This window comes from Corynebacterium lubricantis DSM 45231, from assembly GCF_000379425.1.
Classification (GTDB): domain Bacteria; phylum Actinomycetota; class Actinomycetes; order Mycobacteriales; family Mycobacteriaceae; genus Corynebacterium; species Corynebacterium lubricantis.
The window spans coordinates 24,472-48,302 of record NZ_KB902190.1; the positions used below are offsets into that span (position 1 = coordinate 24,472).

24 protein-coding genes are annotated in these 23,831 nt (G+C 62.0%); 17 read left to right on the forward strand and 7 right to left on the reverse strand.

Annotated elements, in window-relative coordinates; all coding sequences use genetic code 11:
* Positions 1-38 precede the first annotated feature (38 nt).
* The 6 genes from A37O_RS0105295 to A37O_RS14730 all read left to right on the forward strand — a co-directional run bounded on the left by A37O_RS0105295 (position 39) and on the right by A37O_RS14730 (position 6,914).
* A complete protein-coding gene (locus A37O_RS0105295) occupies positions 39-986 on the forward strand; it encodes a phosphotriesterase family protein (protein ID WP_018296456.1) in 948 nt (315 codons plus the stop codon).
* Between the two features lie 12 nt (positions 987-998).
* Positions 999-1,952, forward strand: a complete 954-nt coding sequence (locus tag A37O_RS0105300; RefSeq protein ID WP_018296457.1) for a phosphotriesterase family protein — start codon at positions 999-1,001, stop codon at positions 1,950-1,952.
* 11 nt (positions 1,953-1,963) lie between these two features.
* Positions 1,964-3,091 (forward strand): FAD-dependent oxidoreductase, encoded by a 1,128-nt coding sequence (locus tag A37O_RS0105305; RefSeq protein ID WP_018296458.1) that lies wholly within the window; start codon positions 1,964-1,966, stop codon positions 3,089-3,091.
* 34 nt (positions 3,092-3,125) lie between these two features.
* On the forward strand, positions 3,126-4,058 hold the full coding sequence (locus A37O_RS0105310) for an alpha/beta hydrolase (RefSeq protein ID WP_033377818.1): 933 nt from the start codon (positions 3,126-3,128) through the stop codon (positions 4,056-4,058).
* An 88-nt stretch (positions 4,059-4,146) separates the two neighbouring features.
* On the forward strand, positions 4,147-5,517 hold the full coding sequence (locus tag A37O_RS0105315; protein WP_026196167.1) for an MFS transporter: 1,371 nt from the start codon (positions 4,147-4,149) through the stop codon (positions 5,515-5,517).
* Positions 5,518-5,717: 200 nt separating this feature from the next.
* Complete coding sequence (locus A37O_RS14730) at positions 5,718-6,914, forward strand: MFS transporter (RefSeq protein ID WP_245533795.1); 1,197 nt, start codon at positions 5,718-5,720, stop codon at positions 6,912-6,914.
* 72 nt (positions 6,915-6,986) lie between these two features.
* Here the strand turns inward: A37O_RS14730 and A37O_RS0105325 are convergent, their stop codons facing one another.
* Positions 6,987-7,910 (reverse strand): MBL fold metallo-hydrolase, encoded by a 924-nt coding sequence (locus tag A37O_RS0105325; protein ID WP_018296463.1) that lies wholly within the window; start codon positions 7,908-7,910, stop codon positions 6,987-6,989.
* Positions 7,911-8,075: 165 nt separating this feature from the next.
* Here A37O_RS0105325 and A37O_RS0105330 point away from each other — a divergent pair, with 165 nt between their 5' ends.
* The 4 genes from A37O_RS0105330 to A37O_RS0105340 all read left to right on the forward strand — a co-directional run bounded on the left by A37O_RS0105330 (position 8,076) and on the right by A37O_RS0105340 (position 13,054).
* Positions 8,076-9,806, forward strand: coding sequence for a CocE/NonD family hydrolase (locus A37O_RS0105330; RefSeq protein WP_018296464.1), 1,731 nt, complete (start codon positions 8,076-8,078; stop codon positions 9,804-9,806).
* A gap of 100 nt (positions 9,807-9,906) precedes the next feature.
* On the forward strand, positions 9,907-10,542 hold the full coding sequence (locus A37O_RS16970; RefSeq protein ID WP_425386896.1) for a TetR/AcrR family transcriptional regulator: 636 nt from the start codon (positions 9,907-9,909) through the stop codon (positions 10,540-10,542).
* Entirely contained in the window at positions 10,539-11,459 is a 921-nt protein-coding gene (locus A37O_RS0105335; RefSeq protein WP_018296465.1) for an ABC transporter ATP-binding protein, read from the forward strand. Before A37O_RS16970 ends, A37O_RS0105335 begins: the two co-directional genes overlap by 4 nt.
* Positions 11,456-13,054, forward strand: coding sequence for an ABC transporter permease (locus A37O_RS0105340; RefSeq protein WP_018296466.1), 1,599 nt, complete (start codon positions 11,456-11,458; stop codon positions 13,052-13,054). Before A37O_RS0105335 ends, A37O_RS0105340 begins: the two co-directional genes overlap by 4 nt.
* 4 nt (positions 13,055-13,058) lie before the next feature.
* Here A37O_RS0105340 and A37O_RS14740 read toward each other — a convergent pair whose 3' ends face one another.
* Complete coding sequence (locus A37O_RS14740) at positions 13,059-13,649, reverse strand: MarR family winged helix-turn-helix transcriptional regulator (RefSeq protein ID WP_018296467.1); 591 nt, start codon at positions 13,647-13,649, stop codon at positions 13,059-13,061.
* A gap of 85 nt (positions 13,650-13,734) precedes the next feature.
* Between A37O_RS14740 and A37O_RS0105350 the strand changes: the two genes are divergently transcribed.
* Positions 13,735-15,906 (forward strand): MMPL family transporter, encoded by a 2,172-nt coding sequence (locus tag A37O_RS0105350; RefSeq protein WP_018296468.1) that lies wholly within the window; start codon positions 13,735-13,737, stop codon positions 15,904-15,906.
* Positions 15,907-16,086: 180 nt separating this feature from the next.
* Here A37O_RS0105350 and A37O_RS0105355 read toward each other — a convergent pair whose 3' ends face one another.
* Both A37O_RS0105355 and A37O_RS0105360 read right to left on the reverse strand, forming a co-directional pair.
* Positions 16,087-16,512: a VOC family protein gene (locus A37O_RS0105355; RefSeq protein WP_018296469.1), complete on the reverse strand. Its 426-nt coding sequence runs from the start codon at positions 16,510-16,512 to the stop codon at positions 16,087-16,089.
* 201 nt (positions 16,513-16,713) lie between these two features.
* Complete coding sequence (locus A37O_RS0105360; RefSeq protein WP_018296470.1) at positions 16,714-17,154, reverse strand: YtoQ family protein; 441 nt, start codon at positions 17,152-17,154, stop codon at positions 16,714-16,716.
* 104 nt (positions 17,155-17,258) lie between these two features.
* Between A37O_RS0105360 and A37O_RS0105365 the strand changes: the two genes are divergently transcribed.
* Together A37O_RS0105365 and A37O_RS0105370 are read left to right on the forward strand one after the other, a co-directional pair.
* Complete coding sequence (locus A37O_RS0105365) at positions 17,259-17,825, forward strand: flavodoxin domain-containing protein (RefSeq protein WP_018296471.1); 567 nt, start codon at positions 17,259-17,261, stop codon at positions 17,823-17,825.
* 55 nt (positions 17,826-17,880) lie between these two features.
* Complete coding sequence (locus A37O_RS0105370) at positions 17,881-18,273, forward strand: VOC family protein (protein WP_018296472.1); 393 nt, start codon at positions 17,881-17,883, stop codon at positions 18,271-18,273.
* Positions 18,274-18,314: 41 nt separating this feature from the next.
* On the opposite strand, the gene A37O_RS14745 is transcribed toward A37O_RS0105370, so the two are convergent.
* Positions 18,315-19,256, reverse strand: coding sequence for a glycerate kinase (locus A37O_RS14745; protein ID WP_083912598.1), 942 nt, complete (start codon positions 19,254-19,256; stop codon positions 18,315-18,317).
* Between A37O_RS14745 and istA the strand changes: the two genes are divergently transcribed.
* The 4 genes from istA (at position 19,158) to A37O_RS14750 (ending at position 22,803) form a co-directional block, all read left to right on the forward strand.
* Positions 19,158-20,873 (forward strand): IS21 family transposase, encoded by a 1,716-nt coding sequence (gene istA, locus A37O_RS0105380; protein WP_245533796.1) that lies wholly within the window; start codon positions 19,158-19,160, stop codon positions 20,871-20,873. The genes A37O_RS14745 and istA overlap by 99 nt on opposite strands.
* A gap of 3 nt (positions 20,874-20,876) precedes the next feature.
* Positions 20,877-21,647 (forward strand): ATP-binding protein, encoded by a 771-nt coding sequence (locus A37O_RS0105385; protein ID WP_018296475.1) that lies wholly within the window; start codon positions 20,877-20,879, stop codon positions 21,645-21,647.
* A 172-nt stretch (positions 21,648-21,819) separates the two neighbouring features.
* Complete coding sequence (locus tag A37O_RS0105390) at positions 21,820-22,143, forward strand: carboxymuconolactone decarboxylase family protein (RefSeq protein ID WP_018296476.1); 324 nt, start codon at positions 21,820-21,822, stop codon at positions 22,141-22,143.
* 96 nt (positions 22,144-22,239) lie between these two features.
* Positions 22,240-22,803, forward strand: coding sequence for a DUF4386 domain-containing protein (locus A37O_RS14750; protein ID WP_018296477.1), 564 nt, complete (start codon positions 22,240-22,242; stop codon positions 22,801-22,803).
* On the opposite strand, the gene A37O_RS14755 is transcribed toward A37O_RS14750, so the two are convergent.
* Both A37O_RS14755 and A37O_RS16085 read right to left on the reverse strand, forming a co-directional pair.
* A complete protein-coding gene (locus A37O_RS14755) occupies positions 22,783-23,649 on the reverse strand; it encodes an alpha/beta hydrolase (RefSeq protein WP_245533797.1) in 867 nt (288 codons plus the stop codon). The genes A37O_RS14750 and A37O_RS14755 overlap by 21 nt on opposite strands.
* On the reverse strand, positions 23,621-23,831 hold a 211-nt coding region (locus A37O_RS16085; RefSeq protein WP_018295694.1), incomplete at its 5' end, for a transposase. The genes A37O_RS16085 and A37O_RS14755, both read right to left, overlap by 29 nt.

Below are 23,831 nucleotides of genomic sequence, written 5' to 3' on the forward strand. Positions count from 1 at the left end.
GCACAACTGTGGGGCGAAGACAGCGAAAGGCAGGATCGATGACTGATCCCCATTCACCCACCGTCAACACGGTCCTCGGACCCGTACCGGCAGACTCCCTCGGAGTCACCGCGGTGCACGAGTCCTTGCTCTCCGTATATCCCGGCGCGGAATACGGCTACGACATCACCATTGACCGCGCAGCCAACTTCAGCGTCCTGAAGACGAAGCTCGAGGACTTCAAGGCCGCCGGCGGTGGAACCATCGTCGACTCCACCGGCATGTTCCACGGTCGTGATGTCCATCTCTATGAGGTGCTGGCCGAGTCCACCGGAGTTAATATCATCGCTTCCACCGGGATGGGCCCTGAGGCGAAGCTTGGCGGCTACTTCCTCACCCCGCAGACCAATCCACCGACCCCATGGCCGGCGGAGAAGTTTGCTGACCTGTTCGGCAAGGAGGTCACGGAGGGCGTCGTTGTCCCTCGCGTGGAGCGACGCGCCCCCGCCGGTCTGATCACCACGACGGTCACAGCCACCGGCGCCACGCCCACCGACGAGTCGCTGCTGCGCGGCGCCGCCCGCGCAGCTTTGGCCACCGACACCGCTCTGAGTTTCCGCGCCGGTGCGGCCCCACTCGATGAGCTCAAGATCGCCCTCGACGAAGGCATCAACCCCGCCCGCGTACTCGTCGGAGGCATCTCCAACTCCGAAGACTTCTCCGCAATCGCCGAGGCAGGCTCGTTCGTTGCTGTCGACACGATCGGTCAGGGTGATGACGCGGAGCGACTCGAAATCGTCGAAAAGCTCATCGCTGCTGGTCACGCTTCCCGTCTGCTGCTATCCGCGGGAGCCATCGGCGTCGCCGTCGCTCACGACGCACCGACCTCGCAGTACACCGACGTGCTGGAGTCTTTCATCCCGGCTCTGCAAGAGCGAGGACTCAGCGAAGCCGACCAGCACACGATCCTCGTCGACAACCCGCGTCGACTCCTGACCGGAAAGTAAGGAAACCCAGAGATGACCCACGTCAACACAGTCCTGGGCCCCGTTGCCCCAGAAATGCTCGGCTACGTCGCCATCCACGAGCACATCGGATACGGCATGCCCGGTAGCGAGCTCGACACCAAATGGTGGAAGGATCCAGTCACCCGCTATGAGGAGACCGTCCCCAAGCTGCAGAAGTTCGCCGAATATGGCGGACGCACCTTCGTAGACGCCACCGGCATTTGCAACGGCCGCGACATCGACTACTACCGCTCCTTGTCGGCCAAGACCGGCGTCCACATCGTCGCCTGCACCGGCTTCGTCGGCGGCGACACCGCTCTTCCCTTTTTCGAGGAAGCAAGCGTCGACTACCTCTACCGTCAGTTCATCCACGAAATCACCGTCGGCATCTCCGGCACAGACGCAAAGGCCGGGATCATTAAGGTCGGTGTCTCACGCGGCGGCAAGATGACCGAGCTCGACCTGCGCATCTACCGTGCGGCGGCGCGCGCCTCCAAAGAGACTGGGGTACCTATCTTCACCCACCTCGCCATCGACCCGACCCCTGCAGTCCGAGTTTTTAAGGACGAGGGCCTCGAGCTTGACCGCGTCCTGTTCGGGCACGTCGACGACGGCGTCAATCACGATAAGACCCCCGACAAGTGGATCGTCGAGCAGGGCGGTCGCCTTGGCTTCGACACCTTCGGCTACGAGACCGAACTTCCCGACCCGCCGTTCTGGGCACGCGAACGCGACGCTCGCCTGGATCACTTCCTTGGCTGGATCGACCGCGATGTCGACGCCGTACTGGCCTCAGCGGATGCCAACTGTTCCCCGCTGGGCTGGCCCGGAGTGAAGGGTCACACGATCAACTACATCTTCGAGCAGCTCATTCCTGATCTCAAGCGCAACGACGTCGACGACGAGACAATCAAGCGCATCTTCGTCACCAACCCCGCCCAGTTCCTCACCCTGCAGACCCGATAGGACCACAACTCATGAAGAACGAAGACATCAAGAACCTGAAAGTCGGCATCATCGGCGGCGGCTACGCCGGTGTCACCGCAGCCCTAGCCCTCTCGCAGATCGGTGCGGACGTCAAGGTCTACGAGCAGGCATCCCAGATTGGCGAGGTCGGCGCGGGTATCGGCCTGCGTCCGGCCACCGTCAAGCTGTTCAAAAAGCTGGGCATCTTCCCGGCAATCGAGGCCGTCACTTCACCGTCCGACTACTTCGAAATTCTCGACGCTAAGGGCAACGTACTCAATCGCGAGGAGTGGCCCTTCCTCACCGAAGGATCTGAGAAGCACAACACCCGTATGATCCACCGCCACGACTTCATCGTCGCGCTGACCTCCCAGCTGCCCGAGGGGGTTCTCCAACTCGGCCACCGCGCGGAGTCTATTACCGATAATGGCGACAGCGCCACGGTGAAGTTCACCAACGGTGTCGAGGAGACCTTCGACCTGCTCGTCGGCGCAGACGGTATCAAGTCGCGCGTCCGCGCCCTGTGGTCCGACTCCCAGCCGATGCCCGCCCTCGCCCACGCCTACCGCGTTGTCATCGACGGCGAGGACGGAGAAGGATTGCTTGTCGACGACAACCTGCGCATGTACCTCGACACCGAAACCAACGGGATGATCTACTTCTTGCCCCTGCGTCACCGCGGCGAGAACGGCCAGATCTCCTTCGATATCACCTTCCCGCACCCGGACACTACTTGGAGCCCCAGCGTATCCAAGGAGGAGGTGCTCGAGATGTGCAAGAACTTCGACGATCGCCTGCTGCGCATCATCGAGAACCTCAACTGGGACGACGTCAACCAGCGCGCCGCCGCGGACCTCGACCCGCAGGAGAAGTGGAACTCCGACGCCGTCGTGCTCGTCGGTGACGCCGCGCATGCCATGCTGCACCACCAAGGCCTGGGCGCGAACTCTGCCGTGCTCGACGGCGGTATCCTGGCAGACTGCCTGGTTGAGGAGGACTCTGTCCCGGCGGCGCTGGCGAAGTACACCGAGCTGCGTAAGGAGCCGGTCCAGGAGCTGCAGCGCATTTCTCGCGAATCCTGGAACGCCGAAAGTGCCGGCGAGACCGCCTTCCCAGAAAAGGAAAAGATCGACTACTAGCCCTGTGCCGAGCACACAGAAAGGATTCATCGACTTGACTACCCAACCGCTGCACCCGGAGATCGCCAAGATCGTCGAGCAGATTCCGCCCGCCTCCACCACGCCACCGGATCCGGCCGCGATGCGGGCGGGGGAAGCCAAGCAGGTCGCGGACTTTGATAAGCGACAACCGCAACTGGGTCTCGTCCACGACGACGTCGCGGCGACCGACGCCGGCGATGTCCCCGTGCGCCTCTACGCGGACGATGCCGAGGCAGCCTCCTACGGTGCGATCCTCTACTTCCACGGCGGAGCATTCTTCTCCGGATCGCTGGACACCCACGACCACGTGGCCCGCGCCTTGGCGAAGGAGACCGGCAAGCTGGTTGTCTCCGTCGGCTACTCGCTGTCCCCGGAAGCACCCTTTCCGCAGGCGATCAACGAGTGCTTCGGCGTGGTGAAATGGGTCGCAAACAACGCCGAGAAACTGAAGTGGGACGGCGAGGTGCTGGCGCTGGCCGGTGACTCCTCCGGCGGCAACTTCGTCGCCGCGGTCACCTTCTTGGCTAAGGACGCCGGCTTCGACCGCATTACCCACCAGATCCTCTACTACCCATCGGTGGACCTCGACTTCGCCCGGGATCGCTGGGCTTCGCTCACCGAAAACGGTGAAGGCTACGGCTTGGAGTACAACGGCCTGGCGCCTTTCAACTCCTTCTACCTCGATTCCGCCGACCCGGCCGACCCGCTGGCCTCCCCGATCAAGCGCGAGGACCTCACCGGTCTGCCGACCGCGTATGTCGTCACCGCCGGTTATGACCCGCTTCGCGACGAAGGCATCGCCTACGCCGAGAAGCTTCGCGATGCCGGTGTCTCCGTGACCCACGAGAATGTGGCCAACGCCAACCACGGCTTCGTGGCGAACTTCTCCTGGATCGACGAGTTCTACGACGTCTTCCGCCGCACCGCAGATTTCATCCGGAACTAGCTACCTCCTTACCTCTCCGAAAACGCAGCAGTTCGCCGGCACAATGCCGGGCGGACTCGTTGCGCATACCCGAAAGCGCCCCACCACCATGAAGCAACTCAACGTCACCCGTCACCTCGCCGAGGGTAGGTTCACTTCGTTTCATTTCTGGATGCTCTTCTTCGCCTGCGTGATCATCACCTTCGACATGTACGACCTGGTGATCTTCGGTTCAGTATTGCCGATCCTCATGGAGAAATGGGGCATCAGCGCTGCACAAGCCGGACTAATCGGCAGCTCAGGCCTAGTCGGGATGATGCTGGGCGCAATGGTCTTCGGTGTCCTCGCCGATCGCTTCGGCCGAAAGAACATCCTGGTGTTCGCCGTAGTCCTATTTTCCCTGGCCACGATAGCCTGTGCCCTCGCTCCGACGCCGGTGTTGTTTGCAGTTTTTCGGTTCCTCACCGGGCTCGGTATCGGTGGCATCCTCCCGACGATCATCGCGATGCTTACCGACTACGCCCCAAAGAACCTGGCTAATCGCTTCGTCGCGATCGTCATGTGCTTCTTCTCGGTCGGTGGCATTCTCGCCGCGCTCGTCGCCATGGCGGTGCTGCCTCACTTCAGCTGGCACGCGGTGTACCTCGTCGGTGGCATACCGCTGCTCTTGCTCCCCGTCATGGCCCGCTACTTCGTCGACTCCCCCGCATTGCTCATCGCACGAGGAGAGGAGAACAAGTTGCGCAGCGTGTTGTCCAAAATCAACCCGAATACCGATTTCTCCTCCGTTGCGTTGACGACTGAGGACGACACGCAGGCAGAAGAATCCTCCAGCCCGGTCGCCTCGTTGTTCAAAAACCGACGCGCGCTAGCGACATTGATGATCTGGGTCGCGTTCTTCATGTGCCTTCTCATGGTCAATGGTCTGAACACCTGGCTCCCAGGCCTTATGGTCGACGCAGGCTACGCTCTTAATTCTGGCCTGACCTTCCAAGCAGTCATGAACGTCGGCGCCATTGTCGGCACGCTTGTCATGGGCACCGTAGCCGACAAAATCGGAGTCAAGCGGGTACTCGTGCCGATGTTCGCCATTGCAGCAGCGTCCTTGATTCTGCTTGGCTACGGCCAGAGTTACCTCATCCTTCTCCTGCTGGTGTTCATCGCCGGGGCCTGCACGATGGGTCCGCAAAACATCTCCTACAGTTTCGTGTCCCAGTACTACCCTTCTCACATCCGCTCAACGGCGATCGGCATGGCTTCCGGAATCGGCCGACTCGGAGCCATTGTGGGCCCGACCTTCGGCGGGCTCCTGATTTCTTGGGGTGCATCCTCCCAGATGAACTTCCTGTTCTTCGCCATTCCAGGGTTCATCGCTGCTGCCGCCTTCCTCGTGGTTCCCATCGCAAAGCAGAAGCAGAAGCAGTTGTCTAACTCCGACACCGACGCGTCTCACTCCGAAGCACTACTCCCTTCCCGTTAGTTTCTTCATCCCCTCCCATTTCTTTCCAATTCGCCCGCCGAGCCCTCGGCTGTATTGAGTGACCCCAAAAGAGGCCGCCATGTCCCACAGCTCCATGCCCCACGTCCACCTCTCCAGCGCCGAAGTCCGGCTTCTGGACCTACGAAAACAAGCTCGTCCTGCTGTTCTTCTTCGCCGTCGGCATCGTCTTCTTCGACCGGTTGGCCATCAACTTCCTCATGCCCTTCATCCAGGCGGATCTGGGGATCAACAACGCCCAGGTCGGCATGCTCGCCGGAGCCGCGGCACTGACCTGGTCGATCTCCTCCGTCGTCGGTGGGCGACTCTCGGACAAGGTGAAGTCCAAGCGGATGTTCCTCATCGGCCTGATCATCGCCTTCTCCATCGCCTCGATGATGCAGGGTCTGGTGGGCTCCTTCGTCCACTTGATCATCCTGCGCCTACTCATGGGGCTGTTCGAAGGCCCATCCATCCCGACCACCCAGTCGGTGCTGGCTATCGAGTCTTCCCCGCATCGCCGGGGCTTCAACCTGGGTCTGACCATGAACACGGCCAACGGCCTGTTTGGCTCCATCCTCGCCCCGATCGTCATCGTCGCCATCTCCCAGGCGTTCGACTGGCGCATCGCTTTCTTCTTCACCGTCCTCCCGGGACTGATCATCGCCTTCTTCGTGTGGAAGATCATGCGCGAACCGGAGCCCCACGACGAGGCGGGCAGCGACTACGCCGCCGAGCTGAAGGACGGACACTCCCGTGGCGAGATCCGCCAGGTACTGAGCAACCGTAATGTCATCCTCTCCGTCATCATGTTCGGCGGGTTCATGGTCTATCTCATCGTCCTGCAGGTCTACGCCCCGTTGCTGATGACCAATATGCGTGGGTTGTCGCCAACCACGATGTCGTTGATCATGTCTGCCTTCGGACTAGGTACCGCGTTATGGGGTTTCATCGTCCCCATGCTGTCGGACAAGTTCGGACGTAAGCCGATTGCCGTCATCTTCGGCCTCCTGTCAGTGCTGGCGCCACTATCCGTCATCTACGTGGAGAACACAGCTCTGCTTGGTCTGTGTGTCTTCGTCTTCGCAGCCGGAATGGGAGTTGGCGGAATGGCAATGTCCGTAATCCCCGCCGAGTCCGTTGCGCCGGCCATGATCGGTCTAGCCGTCGGTATCCCCACCGGCCTCGGTGAGTTCATCGGAGGATTCCTTTCCCCGATTGTCGCGGGAATCGTCGCCGATGCCCAGGGCCTGCCTGCTGCGCTGATGATCTCGGCCGGCGGTGCGTTGGTCGCCTCGATCACTGCACTATTCCTCAAGGAGACTGCGCCGAGCAAGATCGGGAAGGCCACCGAGGCTGCGAAGGCTGACGTGGCTGAGGACCTCAGCCCGCGAGCATAACTCCTACGAAGCAAGGTAGCCCCGCCAGCAAATTCATTGCTGGCGGGGCTACCTTTCGTGCAGCGCAGTCGGCTACCGCTCAAACAGCCTGCGGTACCCGTCGAGCGTGGTGAAGAAAGGCGACGGCTCCAGGGTCGGGTCGCCTTCGTATCCCAGCTGCGCGGCGATATCGGCGAAAGGAGAATAGGTGGAATCGTTCGTCGATAAGCCGTCATTCAATGCTGCTTGCGAGACGTTGCGAATGCGATCTTCGATTTCCAGAGACTCCTCAATTGCACGCATCGCGTCGTCGTGGTCGAGCTCCACCGGGTAAGGGACCCCGTCGGCGGTGCGGTATGGGTGGCCCATGTACATGCGCTGCGGCGCGATTTCGCGCAGTTTCAGCAGCGAGGAGCGGTAAGCGTTCGGGTCCTCGTAGCCGGGGAAACCGTTGGCAGCACCGTGAACCTGGACGGAGTCGCCGACGAAGACGTCGTTCTGGCCTTCGACGACGTAGGCGACCGACCCCATCGAGTGGCCGGGCACGTGGACGACTCGGATGGTCGCATCGCCAAGGTCGATCGTGTCGCCGTCGGCGACGATAATATCGGCGGTCATTTCCCCGGAGATAGCGTTGGCGGCCATCTCCGTCTGTTGCGCCTCGGCGTCCGGGTTGTCAATGTAGTTGTCCCGCAGACCGAGGTAGTTGTCGACGTGCGCGCGACGCTGCTGCAGGTACTTGAGGTCCTCGCCTTGGATGACCACCTTGGCCTTGCGGCCGGTCATCTCCCACAGTGCGTGCGCGCCACCGAGGTGGTCGATGTGCCCGTGCGTGAGCAAGATGTATTCGACGCTCTCGGCGCGCTTACCCAGCTTCTCCAGCTCGGGAGCTATGCCGTCGGCGGGCGTGCTGGCGATGCCGGTGTCGACGACGGCTGGGTGCTGCGCATCGATAAAGAATGTGTAGAGGCTGAAGCGCCCCCAAGGGGCGATGAGCGGGCTGATGTTGACTGACATGGTTGGCGATCCTTCCACCGGTTGGTGACCTACATTACGTGGCCGTGGGATGAGAGCCTTGCTCACACCACTTTAGTATAATAATATGCTAACTATGCCGTTGCGGTCAGGATCCTCAGAATCACGACGCCCCGGCCCCCAACGTCGACGCTAGGAGCACACCCCATGCCGAGCCTCCCTTTCCGCGAGCCCCGCACAGAAACCATCACCGCAGGTGGCAAGAACATCACCGTGCACAAGAACCTGCGGATCCCCATGCGCGACGGGGTCCACCTCTCCGCCGACGCCTACCATAAACCCGACGACGTCCCGCGGCCCGCGCTCATCGCCCTGTCCCCCTACGGCAAGGAACTCCAGGCCTACTCGCTGTACATGCCCGCCCAGTACCGCCCGTCGGTCACCTGGGACGGCTGCATCGAGGCCGGCGACATCGCGCGCGTCGTCGACGAGGATTACGTGCATGTCATCGGCGACATTCGCGGCTCCGGCTACTCGGAGGGAGAGCACATCGGCAACTACAACGCCGGCGGTGTCTCGCTCGGCGAGGACGCCTACGACCTCATCCAGTGGGTCGCCGAGCAGCCGTGGTGCGACGGCAACGTCGGCATGATCGGCACCTCCTACTTCGGCTCCATGTCGGTGCTCGCCGCAGCTGAGAACCCACCCGCGCTCAAGGCGATCTTCGTCAACGGTGGCCATTACGACTTCTACGAGACCACCTACCACGGCGGTGTCATGTGGCTCATGCCGCGCGCTGCCCGCGAGGGCCGCGGCGGGGACTCAGGCTGGGCGTTCACCGAGAACATCAAGTCCCGCATGCTCGAGGAGTTCACACCGGAAGAAATCGAGAAGAAGGTCGCCGAACGACTCCGCGACCCGGACGTCGCCGCCTGGCCGAACATGTTCCACAACCTCATGTACCCGCTCCAGCACGAGGCTTGGTTCGACATCGTCATGAACGACCTCGACGGCGAGTGGTACGAGGAACGCAACCCCATCACACTGGCACCGAACATCACCGTGCCGACCTACCTGCAGATCGCGCAGGGCCGCGGCTGGACGATGGACGGTACGATCGCGCTTTTCAATGCCGTCCAGGGCCCCAAGAAGCTCGACGTGCTCCCCTACCCGCCGATGAACTCCCGCCCCTTCGTCGACGCCCACGACGAGATGTTCCGCTGGTACGACCACTTCCTCAAGGGCAAGGACAACGGCATCACCGACGAGCCGACGGTCTCGGTCCACGTCGAAGGATCGGACAAGACGGTGTCGGGCGCGCAGTTCCCAGTCACCGCCCCGACACACCGTCCGCTCTACCTCCGCCCGCGCCATATCCTGTCCACCCGCCCCGAGGACCTGGGCGTCGAGTGGGCCGCTCCGGACACGATGACGCAGCTGCCCATGATGCTGAGCAACGACGTGGCCAAGCTTTCCTGGTCGATGAAGTTCACCGAGCCCACCGAAATGCAGGGCACGGGTGCCGCGCACATCTTCGCCGCCATTGACCAAGATGACACCAACTTCATCCTGCGGTTCTGGGACGTTGCCCCTTCCGGCAAACGCCAGCTCATCACCACCGGTTACCTCAAGGCATCGCACAACGAGCTCTCGCCCGAGTCGACCCCGGGCAACCCGATCCACCCGCACACGTCGAAGACTCCGGTCACCCCGGGCGAGATCAACGAGTACGTCATCCGTGTCTACCCGTTCGCGGCGACGTTCCAGCCCGGCCACACCCTGCTCGTCGAGCTGTCGAACAACGAGCCCGTCGCCGACGAGCACAACGCGATGCTGCCGCCAGACGCATTCCACCTGCCGATCGGTCGCGCCACCACCACAAAGATCTACCGGGATGCCGAGCACCAGTCGCATCTGCTTCTCCCCTTCGTGGACTAGAGCTCACCGACGGGGCCTTGCACCACGTGCCCCGAATTGATTCACGCTGCTGAGCTATTCGTTTGGGCGGCGTGAGCAGCCGCCCAAAACTCGCAGGATTCTGCAAAAACCCGAGTTTTGGGTCGCTCCCCACCATCATCACTGGTGGGCATGCCTCACCCCGCGCGCCGTCGCCGCCGAGGCTGGCGTCTCCGCCGGAACGATCATCCACCACTTCGGTTCCGCCGAAGTCCTGCGCCGCGCCTGCGACGAGCACGTCCTCGCCGAGGCCCGCGCACGAAAGTCGGAGACGCTGGCGCCCGGCCCAGCCGGCCCAGCGGCTTTCCTCTCCGACCTCGCGCGTGTCGACGACTTCGCCCCGCTCGCCGGCTACATCCTGCGCCGCCTCCAGGAGGGCGGAGAACTCACAAGCCAGCTTGTCGACGCCTTTGCCGAGGACGCACTCGCCTACCTCTCTGAGGGCGAGCGCGACGGAACCGTCAGCCCCAGCCGCGCGCCCGAGGCACGGGCCCGGGTTCTCACCGAGCAGGCTCTCGGCGCGCTGCTTCTCCAACTGCCCGCCCAATCCGAGCACCTCGACCTGAACGATCTGCCGCGCTGGTTCGCCGACTATTCCGCCCGCATCGTCGGACCCGTCCTCGAGCTGTACACCACACCACTGCTGGCCGATTCCACGCTTCTCGACGCCTACCTCACCGCCCAGAACGCAACCCCAGAAAGTGACGGCACACCGTGACCCACCCCGCGATTGTCACGACCAACCTGACCAAGACCTTTGGCACCACCCGAGCCCTCGACGACTTCTCGCTCACCGCGCCCACAGGCCAGGTCACCGGATTTTTAGGCCCCAACGGCTCCGGCAAGTCCACCGCGATCCGCGTGCTGCTAGGTATGCTCCGCGCGGACTCCGGATCCGCCAAGGTTCTCGGCCTAGACCCATGGGCCGATGCGGTCGAGCTACACCGCCGCGTTGCCTACGTCCCCGGCGACACCAACCTCTGGCCGAGCCTCACCGGCGGCGAAGCCATCGACGTGCTCACCCGCCACCAACGCGGCACCACCCACCGAAAGCGCCGCGCTGAACTACTCGAACGCTTCGACCTCGACCCGACGAAAAAGGCCCGCTCCTATTCCAAAGGCAACCGGCAGAAGGTCTCGCTCGTCGCGGCGTTTTCCACCGACGCAGAACTCTTTCTTCTCGACGAGCCCACCTCAGGACTGGATCCGCTCATGGAGGCGACCTTCACCGAGGAGGTTCGCGCACTGCGCGATCGCGGTGCCACGGTGCTGCTATCCAGCCACATCCTGTCCGAGGTGGAGAAACTCTGCGACACAGTGACAATCATCCGCGCCGGACGCGACGTCGAATCCGGCACGCTGACGGAGCTTCGCCACCTCACACGTTCCAAGGTCACCGCCCGCACGCAGGCCGATGCCACGCAATTGACACGGCTCGATGCCGTGCACGACCTACGTGTCGAAGGCGACCGGCTCACCTTCGACGTCGACGATGCCCACATCGCCGAGTTGCTGCCTGAGCTGCACCGGTTAGATGTCGAACATCTCACTATTACTCCGCCCTCGCTGGAGGACCTGTTCCTGCGCCACTACGGCGACGACCTTTCGGAGGCCCAAGAAGAGGACGCATCATGACAGCCATGAACGGAACCGGCATGCTCCTGCGCCTCAACTTAAGGCTCGACCGCATCCAGCTGCCCGCGTGGTTTCTCGGGTTCTTCATCCTGGTGTGGGCCTCGGTCATAGCAATCAAGGATGCCTACCCCACCCCGGAGGCCCTGGCCACGCGCGCCCAACTGCTGCACAACCCCGCCGCGGTGATGATGACCGGACCACTGCTCGCCACCGACGACTACACCCTGGGTGCAGCCCTGGCCAATGAGCTCTCCCTCTACGTCTTCCTGCCGGCGGCCATCATGAGCGTCCTGCTCGTCGTGCGTCATACCCGCGCCGAGGAGGAATCCGGCCGCCTTGAAATGCTGGGCGCACTGCCGATCAGCCGTTTCGCCCCTGCTTCTGCCACGGTCCTCACCTTGGTAATAGCCAACTTGCTCGTGGCCATCGCCGTCACCGCCGGACTGATCGCCGCCGGAGCAGCGACCACCGACTCGATCGCCTTCGGCGTGGCCACCGGGTTGACCGGCATGGTTTTCGGGGGCGTTGCCGCTGTCACCGCGCAGGTCTCTGAGTTCGCCGGCCCCGCCCGAGGCACAGCCCTTGGGTTCATTGCGCTGGCCTTCGTCGTGCGCGGCATCGGCGACGTCATCGACCCCCAGGGATCCTGGCTGTCTTGGCTCTCCCCGTTCGCCTGGGCACAGCAGACCCGCCTCTACGTCGATCTGCGCTGGTGGCCACTTCTCATCTCCTTGGGCGTGGCTGTATTGCTCTTCCTCATTGCTGCAGCACTCAACCACCGTCGCGACCTCGGCGCCGGCCTGCGCGCAGGTGCCGACGGCCCGGCCGAGGCCCACCGCTACCTACTCTCGCCCGCTGGGCTGGCCTGGCGGCTGCGCCGCGGCGGATTCATCGCCTGGGGCGTGGGACTATTCCTGCTCGCGGCGGCGATGGGCTCGCTCGCCAACGAGCTGGAACCCATGGTTGAGTCGACTCCGGACCTCGCCAGCTGGGTCCCCCTAGACGTGGACTCACTCACCGAATCCTTCGCTGCGGTCATATTGTCGTTCAACATGCTCGCTCCAGCGGCGTTAATGGTGGGCGGGGTGTTAGCGATCCGCGGCGAGGAGTACGCCGGTCGCCTGGAGAAAGTCCTGCTGACGGGCACCTCGCGCACCGGATTCATCGCCGGCTGGGGCGCAGTGATCACCAGCCTGTCTATCTTGGTCACCGTCGTTCTCGGCCTGGGCGTCGGGGCCGGCGTCAGCGCCACAACCGGGGACTGGGCATGGCTGGGCGAGACGGCTCTGGCCTCCGCGGCCTACCTCCCTGTGGTACTTTTCTTCGGCGGACTTTCCCTCGCCCTCTATGGGTGGGCTCCACGCTTTACCTTGTTGGCCTGGCTGCTGGTGGCCTGGTCGGCACTCGTCTCTTTCCTCGGCGAGCTCCTCAACCTGCCCGACTGGGCGCGCGGCATCTCCCCGCTGTGGCACATTCCGCTTGTCCCCGAGGCAGACGTGAAAGTCGCTCCACTCCTCGTACTCACTGGACTGGCCGTTGTGCTCGCGCTCGTCGGGCTTGCCGGTTTTCGTCGTCGCGACCTCGCTGACCGCTAGCCGACTAACTCCAGTCCATGTCCGCGGCGAGTTCTCCCGCGGTGTCGCGGAGGAACTTGGTCACCACCTCGCGTTCTGCGGGGCTCAGCCTGGCCGCGGCGGCAAATCGGCGGGCCTGCTGCTTGCCAACGGTCTGCATCGCCGCCTGCTTCGTCTCCTCAGTGATGTGAATCTGCGTGGATCGGCGGTCCTCTGGGTGCGGAGTGCGTGTGATGTGCCCGCCGCGCGCGAGCCGATCGAGCAGCTTCGTCGTCGAGGCGCTCGTGATGTCGAGGTGCGCGGCCAGGGTCGTGGCTGTGACCACTTCCCCGGTGTTGCCCGCAACGATGAGGTAGTGAAGGGCCCGCATATCGGTCTTGCCCAACTTCATGTACTCGAGCGAGGCGTCGCTGAGGCGTTCCTCCGCCCGTCGTAGCTCCCCCATCGCCGCCATTAAGGCGTTAATCTGGGTCAGCTCCTCCGCGGAGAGATGCTCGCGATTGACCAATTCATGCTTCGGGTCATTACTGTCAACGTCATAGAAGCCCGGCGACTGCCGAGCTCCTCGGAGCCCCTCGCCCTCGTTGGCCTGCCCCACGGGCCCCGTCCCATTCATGCGCTCATCATAGCACTCCAATATACTATGCTAGGCTAGCAACTCTCCTATCCAGATAAATTTCGTTCGGCCGAAAGGCGACCACATGCTCACAAACGTCCCCCGCTGGCTGCGGGTCCTCATTCCAGCTATCTTCATCGTCGCCTGGCTCGCCGGCGCCGCCGTCGGCGGACCCTATTTCGGCAAGGTCAGCGAGGTCTCCAGCAACGACCAGACCCTCTACCTCCCCGAGTCGGCGGACGCGTCCGTGGTCCAGGAGAAGCTCTCCGAGTTCAACGACTCCGACGCGATTCCCGCCATCGTCGTCATCGTCGGCGACGATGAACTCGATGAGACCCAGCTCGGCGCGATCACCTCCACCATCGACGAGGCTGCGGAGCTGGACGTCGTAGCCGAGCAGCCCTCCCCGCCGATCCCCTCCGAGGACGGACTTGCCGCGCAGGCGTTCATTCCCCTCGATTCCGAGGCCGACACCGCCGACGCCGTCGCAGCGCTCGACGAACTACTCGCCGACGGGCTCGACCCGTCGCTGAGCGCCTACGTCACCGGCCCGGCCGGCTTCAGCGCCGACCTCTCGAGCGCCTTCGCGGGTATCGACGGCCTCCTGCTCGCCGTGGCGCTTGCGGCTGTATTCCTCATCCTCATCGTCGTCTACCGCTCCCTCCTGCTCCCCTTCGCCGTCCTGGCGACCAGCGTCTTCGCCCTGTGCGTCGCACTTCTTGTCGTGTGGTGGCTCGCCTACGCCGAGATCCTCCTGCTCAGCGGGCAGACCCAGGGCATCCTGTTCATCCTCGTCATCGGCGCCGCCACCGACTACTCGCTGCTCTATGTCGCGCGCTTCCGCGAGGAGCTCAGACACACAGAGCACGCCTGGCACGCCACGCTCAAAGCCTGGAAGGGCTCCGTCGAGCCAATCCTCGCCTCCGGCGGCACGGTCATCGCCGGCCTGCTGTGCCTGTTGCTCAGTGATTTGAAGTCGAACAGCACGCTCGGGCCGGTGGCGTCGATAGGCATCGTCTTCGCGATGTTCTCGGCCCTGACCTTCCTGCCGTCCGTCCTCTACCTGCTGGGCAGGGCGGCCTTCTGGCCGCGCCGGCCCCACTACGACGCGGACGACCAACAGGACGCCGCCGCCTCCACGACCGGCCCCTGGGCCGCAGTGGCCCGGCTCGTCGAACGCCGCTCCCGAGCCGTGTGGCTGCTGACCACCATCGTCCTCGCCTTCGGGGCTATCGGCGCCACGCAGCTGCAGGCCTCAGGTGTACCGCAGTCCGAGCTCGTCCTCGGCCAGTCGGCGGCGCGCGACGGGCAGGAAGCGCTCGGCGAGCACTTCCCCGGCGGTTCCGGCTCGCCGGTGTATGTGCTCGTCGACGACACACACGTCGCAGATGCTGCCGGCGTGCTGGCCGAGCACGAGGGGTTGAGCTCCGTGACGGTCACCGCCCAGGACTCGCCGTCGGGCACCGCGCCCATCGACGAGAGCGGCACCATCCAGGAGATCGCCGGCGCCAGCCCGGAGCCGACGGTCATCGACGGTCAGGTGCTCCTGCAGGCGACGCTCACCGACGCGGCGGACTCTGCGGAGGCGGAGTCGACGGTGCGCGACCTACGGGACCAGCTCGCCGATCTTGAGGGCGAGACGTTGGTCGGCGGTGTGACCGCGACGGCGATCGACACCAACGACACCGCCACGCACGACCGCAACCTCATCATCCCTATCGTGCTAGTCGTGATTCTGCTGATCCTCATGGCGCTGCTGCGTTCGATCGTGGCACCAGTGCTGCTGGTGGCCACCACGGTGCTTTCCTTCGGCACAGCCATGGGAGTGTCGGCGCTGGTCTTCAATCACGTCTTCGACTTCCCCGGCGCGGATCCAACCGTCCCGCTGTTCGGCTTCATCTTCCTTGTCGCACTCGGCATCGACTACAACATCTTTCTCATGACGCGCGTGCGCGAGGAGTCACTCAAGCACGGCACCCGCGCCGGCGTCCTGCGTGGCCTTCGGGTGACCGGTGGGGTGATCACCTCGGCCGGCGTGGTGTTGGCCGCAACGTTTGCCGCGCTTTCGGTGCTGCCCATCCTCTTCCTGGTGCAGCTGGCGTTCATCGTCGCCTTCGGCGTTCTACTGGACACCTTCGTCGTCCGCTCGCTGCTCGTCCCGGCTTTGGTTTACGACATCGGCCCCAAGGTCTGGTGGCCGTCCAAACTGTCCCGGCGCGAGGAATCTGCGGAAGAAAGCGAGAAGGTCAGCATCTAGGCGAGGTCCAAGACCGGCACCGTCGCCAGATTATTGCTCCGCCTCCCGACAAAAGTACAGGTCATGTGCACTGAATTTACTGTTGAGTGACTACGAAATGTTTGCACCCAAGGGGCGGGCACCGGAATATCCGCTGCCCGCCCCTTGGGTGTTGTGACGTCATATATACGCGCTGAGCAACTACTTAGCGGCAGGCACGTTAAACGCCCACATCACGCGGAAGCGGTCGAAGACCTGGCCGTACCAGTCACCCCACGGCGCCTGATCGAAGGGCATGTTGACCTCGCCGCCGCCGGCGACGAGCTTGTCAATGAGTTCGCGAGCCTCATCTGGAGTGTCAACGTTATACAGGAGGGAGTAGCAGGTGCCCTCCACCGGAGAGGCTGCCTCACCCGGCATCTGGTCACCGCCGGCGAGATGTCCGCCGGGAAGTTCCAGGGTGACATGCGCAACAGCATCGGGATCGGGAGTAAACGGCATACCCTCAAGCTGGGTCTCGGAGTACGTCAGTAGGTTCAACTCACCTCCAAACACCTCGTGCCAGTGGCGGAAGGCTTCGGCGGTGTTTCCAGGTAGAGCGATGTAGGTGGCCAAAGACTTAGTCATGGATGAGTCTCCACTTCTTAGGAGTCAGGGATTTTTCCGGACAGTCACCCGACCCGGCCGATTGGAAAACCTGATCGGACTTATTCATTGAAACTCAAATCACATGATCTTCGCTGCCCCTCAGGACCCGAAAGTACGGGGAACGACGACACGGTTGCCCACCGTTTACCGAATCCCTCACTGAAGATTAATCCGCGTGAACTAATCCCTGAGCACGTAACGCAATGTCTCCACCACCTGATCAGTAGTCGTGCACCAGGCTTGCGCCTCGGCGTCGACCTCCTTGAGAGGATGGACGAGGTTTTCGTCGTGAAGCGTGATGTACGGCGTTCCCAGAGCTGCGGCGTAGCCGGCGTCGAAGGCTGCGTTCCACTGCTTGTACTTATCACCGAATCGAATGACCACTAGGTCAGCATCGCTGATCAAGCTGCGGGTGCGGATGGCGTTGACCTTGGCGGACTGGTGATCACGCCAGTACGAACTCGGGGTTTCGCCCAGGTGATCACCGGCGGCATCACTCGCGGGGTGATCGGTCACTGGTGCGGTGAAGACGACGTCGAGGCCGACGGCTTCGGCGCCGCGCCGGATCTCCTCGCGCCAATCGGTGTGAATCTCGCCGGAAAGATAGACGTTGAAACTCATGGTGGGAAAGCTCCTTGTGTCGAAAGAGTTCAGCCCCAGCCTAGCTAAAGCGGCCACAATGGTTTGCCCGGAGCTTTCGAAGGGTACTGCATAGACTCGGGGTTATGGAGGACTATCCGATCCACCCGGTCATCACCTATCGCAGCCACTACGGCCACTCGAAAAGTTATGCAGAGTGGCTTTCTGAAGAACTAGGCGGTGCCCTTTTCGATCTTGATGCCACCCCCTACCCCAACATTTCGCAGGCTTCCGCTGTAGTTCTGGTCTGTCCCATTTATGCCCGCGGTCTCCTGGGAGCTAAGGAGTTTGCCAAGCTTGTCGACAAGTCACCGCAGATTCCGCTCATCGGGGTGACGGTTTGCGCATCAGATCCCGAGAACCCCAAGAATGTGAATGCGTATCGGTCAGTGATTGATTCCGCATTTCCGGAAAGTATCCGTTCCCGCATGACGTGGTTTCATGTCCGTGGCGGACTGGACTATCCGCGCATGTCCCGTAGGCACCGAGCGATGATGTGGATAGTTACGCGGCTGGCCAAACGGCAAGCAGCCAAGGGCGACCATGAGTCACAAATGATGTATGAGTCCTATGGCAAGGTCATCGACTTTCGAGACCCCTCAGCCATCAAGCCGATCGTGGAGCACGTCCGCGGGGTGATCGGCGGGGACTAAACCGCCCGCTGCTTTGTGGACGCAGCAGTCTCCGCAATTCGGCACAATGGGAACCATGAACACCACGGTTTTTCCCGCATTCCGGACCACCGACGTCGATCGCACAATCGCCCTACTGGAAGCCCTAGGCTTCACCGAACACCTCCTCATCCGTAACCCCGAAGACTCCTCCGTTGTCGAGCACGCCGAATTCTCACACTTGCGTGGCGGGGTGATGTTCGGTTCCGCTCGAGGTGATGCCTCAGAGCTAGACCGCCAGGTGGGATCTTCCAGCTGCTACATCGTCGTGGACAACGACGACGAAGTCGACGCCTCCTTCACCCGAGCAGTAGATGCCGGAGCGACCGTCGTCGATAAGCCTAACGACAAACCGTACGGCGGACGCGGCGCAGCCGTCCGCGACCACGACGGAAACGTGTGGAGCATCGGGTCCTACGCGGGCGCTTAGCGACGAGCGCGTCTCCTACGTCGCAGCTGCGCCCGAGGACTTCAGGCCAAATGGCGTACTGAAATGTCTTGGCCAATGCGTTTAAGAATGGGCAGCGGATTACGGATGCACTCGTTTACATCAGCTTCATACTCGGTCAAGCTATATATCGCGTCAAATATATCGCTGGACGATGTCCCATCGAGTTGATGCTGGCCGCACACCGCGACTACCGGAATTTGGCGCGCGCGGGCACGCTCTGCGACGCCGGCGGGCGCTTTACCGCTGAGAGTTTGCGCATCAATTCTACCCTCACCAGTAATAAGTAGGTCGGCTAGTTCAAGCCAGCGCTCTCCACTGGTTTCATCAAGGACCAAATCCACGCCCGAGCGCACCTCCGCCTTGAGAAGTGCCGCAGCCATGAAACCTAAACCGCCGGCGGCACCCGCACCTGGTTGATCAGCTAGTCCAGCCTCACCGACTTCCTGCTCAACGACTTCCGCAAATTTTTCGATGGCAGCGTCAACTTCAACTACGTCGGATTCATCAAGCCCCTTTTGCGGGCCGTACACTTCTGCTGCTCCCTGTGTGCCTGTGAGCGGATTACGCACATCCGAGGCAATGACGAACTTCACCGCTGACAATCGCACATCAACATTGTCCAGACAGACGCTGGCAACACTACCGATATCGCACACCTTGGTAATAAGCGTGCCATCAGCAGCGACAAACTCCGCTCCAAGGGCTTGAGCCATCCCGAAGCCCGCATCGGTGGTTGCACTTCCACCCAGCCCGATGATGATGCGTGCCGCTCCTTTCTCCACGGCGGCTCTAATCAAGTCACCGACGCCCCAAGAACCAGCCTGTTGCCATTTCGGGGTAGTTGGTCGGGGATGTCCGCGTAGTTGGTAGGCCCCTTCTACGTATCCGGTAGGGCCGGTGATTTTAGGGAAGTCTTCTTGGTGGCAGCGCCTGCACCCCGCAGGGCTGCGACACGGTTTCATACCAAGGAGATACCTCCCATGGCTCAATTCAAAGAGATCATGGCCCTACGTCTGGACAACCGCAGCTACTCCTACATCGCAGCGGCCCTGGGTTGCTCGAATCGGGACATCGCCAAGGTCCAGGCGGTCATCGACGACCACGACATCACGCCGGACAGCTTCCTGAAGCTGCCGCCGACGTTTTTCGATGAGACCTTCACCGATCACCGCAGCCGACGATCGAAGGGCTACGACCAGCCGGATTTCAAGGCACTGGCCACCAAGCTCACCCACAACCAGCATCTGACCAGGCACACGTTGTGGATGGACTACCTGGCCGCCCCCACCACTGATGGCCTGTCGAAGTACCAGTACTCCCAGTTCTGCGACGGCTTGGCTGCGTATATCAAGGCCAACGACCTCGTCGACGTCGTCAACCACGAGCCAGGTCAGGAATTCTACGTCGACTGGGCCGGCGACAAGATCCCCGTCCACGACCAGGCCACCGGCCGGGTGGGATTCAAGGCATCCCTGTTCATCGGTGTCTGCCCCTACTCAGGGCTGATGTTCGCGGTCGCAGCCGCCAACGAAAAGATGGGCGCCTGGATCGACTGCCACGTCAAGGCCCTGAACTACCTCGGCAAACTACCCGCGGTCATCGTCCCCGACAACGCCTCAACGGCGACCTACCAACCGAAAAAGAGCTCCTCCTACCGGGCGATCACCAGCCGGTACGCGGACTTCGCCGACTACTACGACATCACGATCGTGCCCACCAGGCCAGGAAAACCCCGGGACAAGGCCGCAGTGGAACGAGCCGTGCAGATCGCCTACAACCGCATCCTGGGGTACTTCCACGGTGAACAGTTCTACACCCTTGATGAGCTCAACGACGCCATCGCCGAGCGCCTGGCCGACATCAACGACTCCATGACTCGCCCGGACGGATCCACCCGCCGCCAGCGCTTCAATGAGGACGAAGCGCCGATGATGCGGGATCTTCCCGACTTGGCATTCACGGAGGTGTCCTGGCGCAGTGTGAAAGCCGACCGCAACTGGCACATCAGCTGTGACTACCAGTACTACTCGGTGCCGTTTGCACTGGTGGGCAAGACGCTACGGGCACGGCTGACCACCGACCTGGTCAGCATCTTCGACGGTGACCGGCTCGTGGCCGAACACACCCGCATGCATGGGTTTCGCTACCGCTACAGCACCGATGTCACCCACGGACCGTCCGGGGATGCCGACGGGCATAATGTGCTCACCCGGGATGAGCTTATGGCGTGGGCGGGTTCCTTCGGGCCGGCCACGACCACGGTGATCACGATGATCCTTGACCGTAACCGCGCGAGTGTGCCCCGCGGGTTGACGTTGTCACGCAATATCCTGGCCAACCTCGGCCGCAAGCACGACAAGACCACCCTGGAACCGGCGTGCGCGCAGTTGGTGGACAAGCAGTTGGTGCCGACGATGTCGGTGATCAAACGCATCCAGGCCGACATCGCCCACGCCCGGCCCACCACAACATCACCTCCGGCACCGGGTGCGCCGCGGCAGGTGGATCTGTCCCAGTTGTCGGATGCGGTGTTCATCCGCCCGGCCAGTCACTTCGATGATGAGCAGGAGGGAAAGTAGCTCATGACCGACATCGATGAAACGACCCAGAGAAAACTCCGCTCACTGCGCTTGTCGCGGTTCGCGGAGAACTTCTTCGACCTGGTCACCAGTGACGAGTACGCCGATGCGTTACCGGAGGAGATCTTCCTGCGCGCGGTCGACGCCACCGACGCCCAGCGTCGTGAACGCAACATCGCCAAGGCCATCACTCAGGCGCATTTTCGTTATCCGCAGGCCAGCCTGGGTGAGGTAATCAACGCTGCTGAGCGTGGTATCAATGAACGCCAGCTCAAGCGCGTGGCCGCGACGAACTGGCGGGAGAATCCGGCGAATGTGCACCTGTTTGCCCCTGCCGGGGCCGGCAAGACCTATATTGCCTGCGCGATCGGTGTCGCCGCGTGTCAGGCCGGGTTTTCCGTGGCAAACTCACGGCTGGATCAGTTGGTCGCGAAGCTTGCGGTCTACTCGCCGACGGATCCACGGTATGCCGATGCGATGACGAAGTTGATGAATGTCGATGTCCTCATCATCGACGACTTCCTCACCTTGAGCATTGACCAACGCGGGCAAGAAGACCTGACCAAGATCATAATCGACCGTGATGGCCGACTCCCGACGATCATTTCCTCGCAGTCATCCGCCGCGTACTGGGTGGAGGTGTTGCCCAACCGGGTCGGGGCGGATTCGTTGGTCAGCCGGCTCAATAACGGGCGTCGGGTTCACATCGGTGACTACGACATGCGTCGTCACCTGGCCAAGGCGAATCGCGAGGAGGGTGATCACGACAGCTAAGTAATCCCGCCGCAAGAGCACCAGGGGCCGACATCAACTACGGTGTCGGCCCCTACCATGTCCGTGGAGACCGCCCCTACCCCTTCAACGGAAAACCCCGACCACAAACCCGCTCCTGGCAACTATGGCGATCACAGCGCGTTCCCTGTGTTCGCAGGAAAGTAGGCCCGAAATGGCAGACAAGGTTACAGCCGGGCGCGACGTCCTCGGAGAGTTCGCGCCAAAGTTCGCCGAGCTTAACGACGACGTCCTCTTCGGTCAGGTCTGGGCCAGGGAAGACAAGCTTTCAGCCCGCGATCGCTCCATGATCACGGTGACCGCTCTGATGTCCAGCGGCGTTTTGGATAGCTCCCTCCAAAGCCACATTGAACGCGCGAAGAATAACGGAGTCACGGCAGAAGAAATGGCCGAGATTCTCACTCACGCGGCTTTCTACGCGGGCTGGCCGAAAGCGTGGGCAGCCTTCCGCATGGCCCAAGAAGTGTACAAGGATTAGCACTCTGGACTAGCACCCAGCCGAACAGCGATTCTTCCGAAATACTTGATTCCGGAAGGATCGTTTTCTTTTGACCCGACTCGCTGGGAGTTCCTCATGCACCTGTCACACTCTTACCTCGTCGCAGGTTTCGGCCTGCTGCTCATGGCTGTTCTCTCCCCTATTGGGTTTCTTACCGCGCTTCCCAATGGTTCTCTCACTCTGGCCGGAGTCATCGCTCTTCTAGTCGGCCTCCTTGATATTGCGGTAGCTGTAGCCCTGTTCTATGTCACCAGGTCAGGGGGCAAAAACCTCGCGCTCAGCTCCGCAATTCTTCGGATTATCTATGCAATCGCTCTTCTCGGCGCTGGGGTCTACCTACTCATTGCCCGCGATGCCGATTCCTTCAACTACATCTGGGATCGGGCGCTCCTGTTGTTCGGCATACATTTGTTCTTGATGGCTGCCTCCTTTTATAGATCCGCTGAGTTGCCAACGTGGGTCGGAGTTCTGCTGTTCATTGCCGGAGTCGGCTATGTTGCTGATGCACTTGCCGTGTGGTTTGGATTCACCCCTGGCTTCGAAATATCTACGGTGTCCTTCTTCGGAGAAGTGGTACTCATCGTGTGGCTTCTGTGGAAAGGTGTGCGCATGCGCCGATCAGTGGTGCCACGTCAGTAACGCAGTGAGCAGCTTTGCATCGGAGTCGTGCTTTGCATTCCGGTTTGCTTCAACAGTACCCCCAAGCATGGTTTCCCAGCCCGGATAGACTTTCGTAATGTCCTCGGCGAAGAGGTGGCCCGCGCCGGAATATACAACCACTTCAATTCCCGGCACCGCGGCCGAAAGGTCTCGCGCCGCAACTTCGGATTGCCACATCGGGTCAGCATCACCTGCAAAGGCTAGCCCGGTTCCCGTGAACTTTGAAAGGTCAATCTTCGCGCCTTTTGGTGCCGACGCGGCAGCTGCTTCATACGATGCTCGATAAGAAACTGGCAGACCCAGGAATGTCCTGCTGAGCATGGTGAACGCGCCATCATACTGAGTGGGAAATGGTGCAAATTCCACCGGTTCGCCCCCATAAGTAAAACTGCTGAACTGGTCAGGCCCGCCAAAGGACAGGCCAGCATAGGTGTATTCAGCAGGAGCAAACAAAACAATATGGTCGATCTCGTCGTAACGCGCGGCCAAATTCGCCGTCAACTCCGCCCCTTTCGAGGTTCCGATGACGGTGATCGGTCCTTCGTCGACACGCGCCAAAATCTCGTCGAAAATCTCTAGTGGCACTTCAACTAGTTGCTCCTGTTGACCTGGTTGGCCGAAGTAGTAAGCCGAGATGACGTCGAAGCCTTCGGATTGGAGCTCGCGCGAGAGTAAGTGATTGGCACTTCCCTCGGATCCGCCGAATACGACGATGGTTCCGGTCAAGTCCTTTTGAGTGGTGTATCCGCCAGCGGTTGACTCAGCGATGAACTGACCGCTGACGGAACAGGATTCCTTACGCCACCAGAGCCTCCTGACCGTCACCGACAACGACGCCGACGCCGTCAGCTGCCCGGGCCTTCGCCAGCATCTCCGCCGTCGAGGACAGCATCGCCAGAGGCATGTACCGACGCTGCTGCATCCAGTCCTCATGCTGCTCAGCCAGCACTGCCCCGACCAACCGGACCACCGAATCACGGTCAGGGAAGATCCCCACGACATTGGTC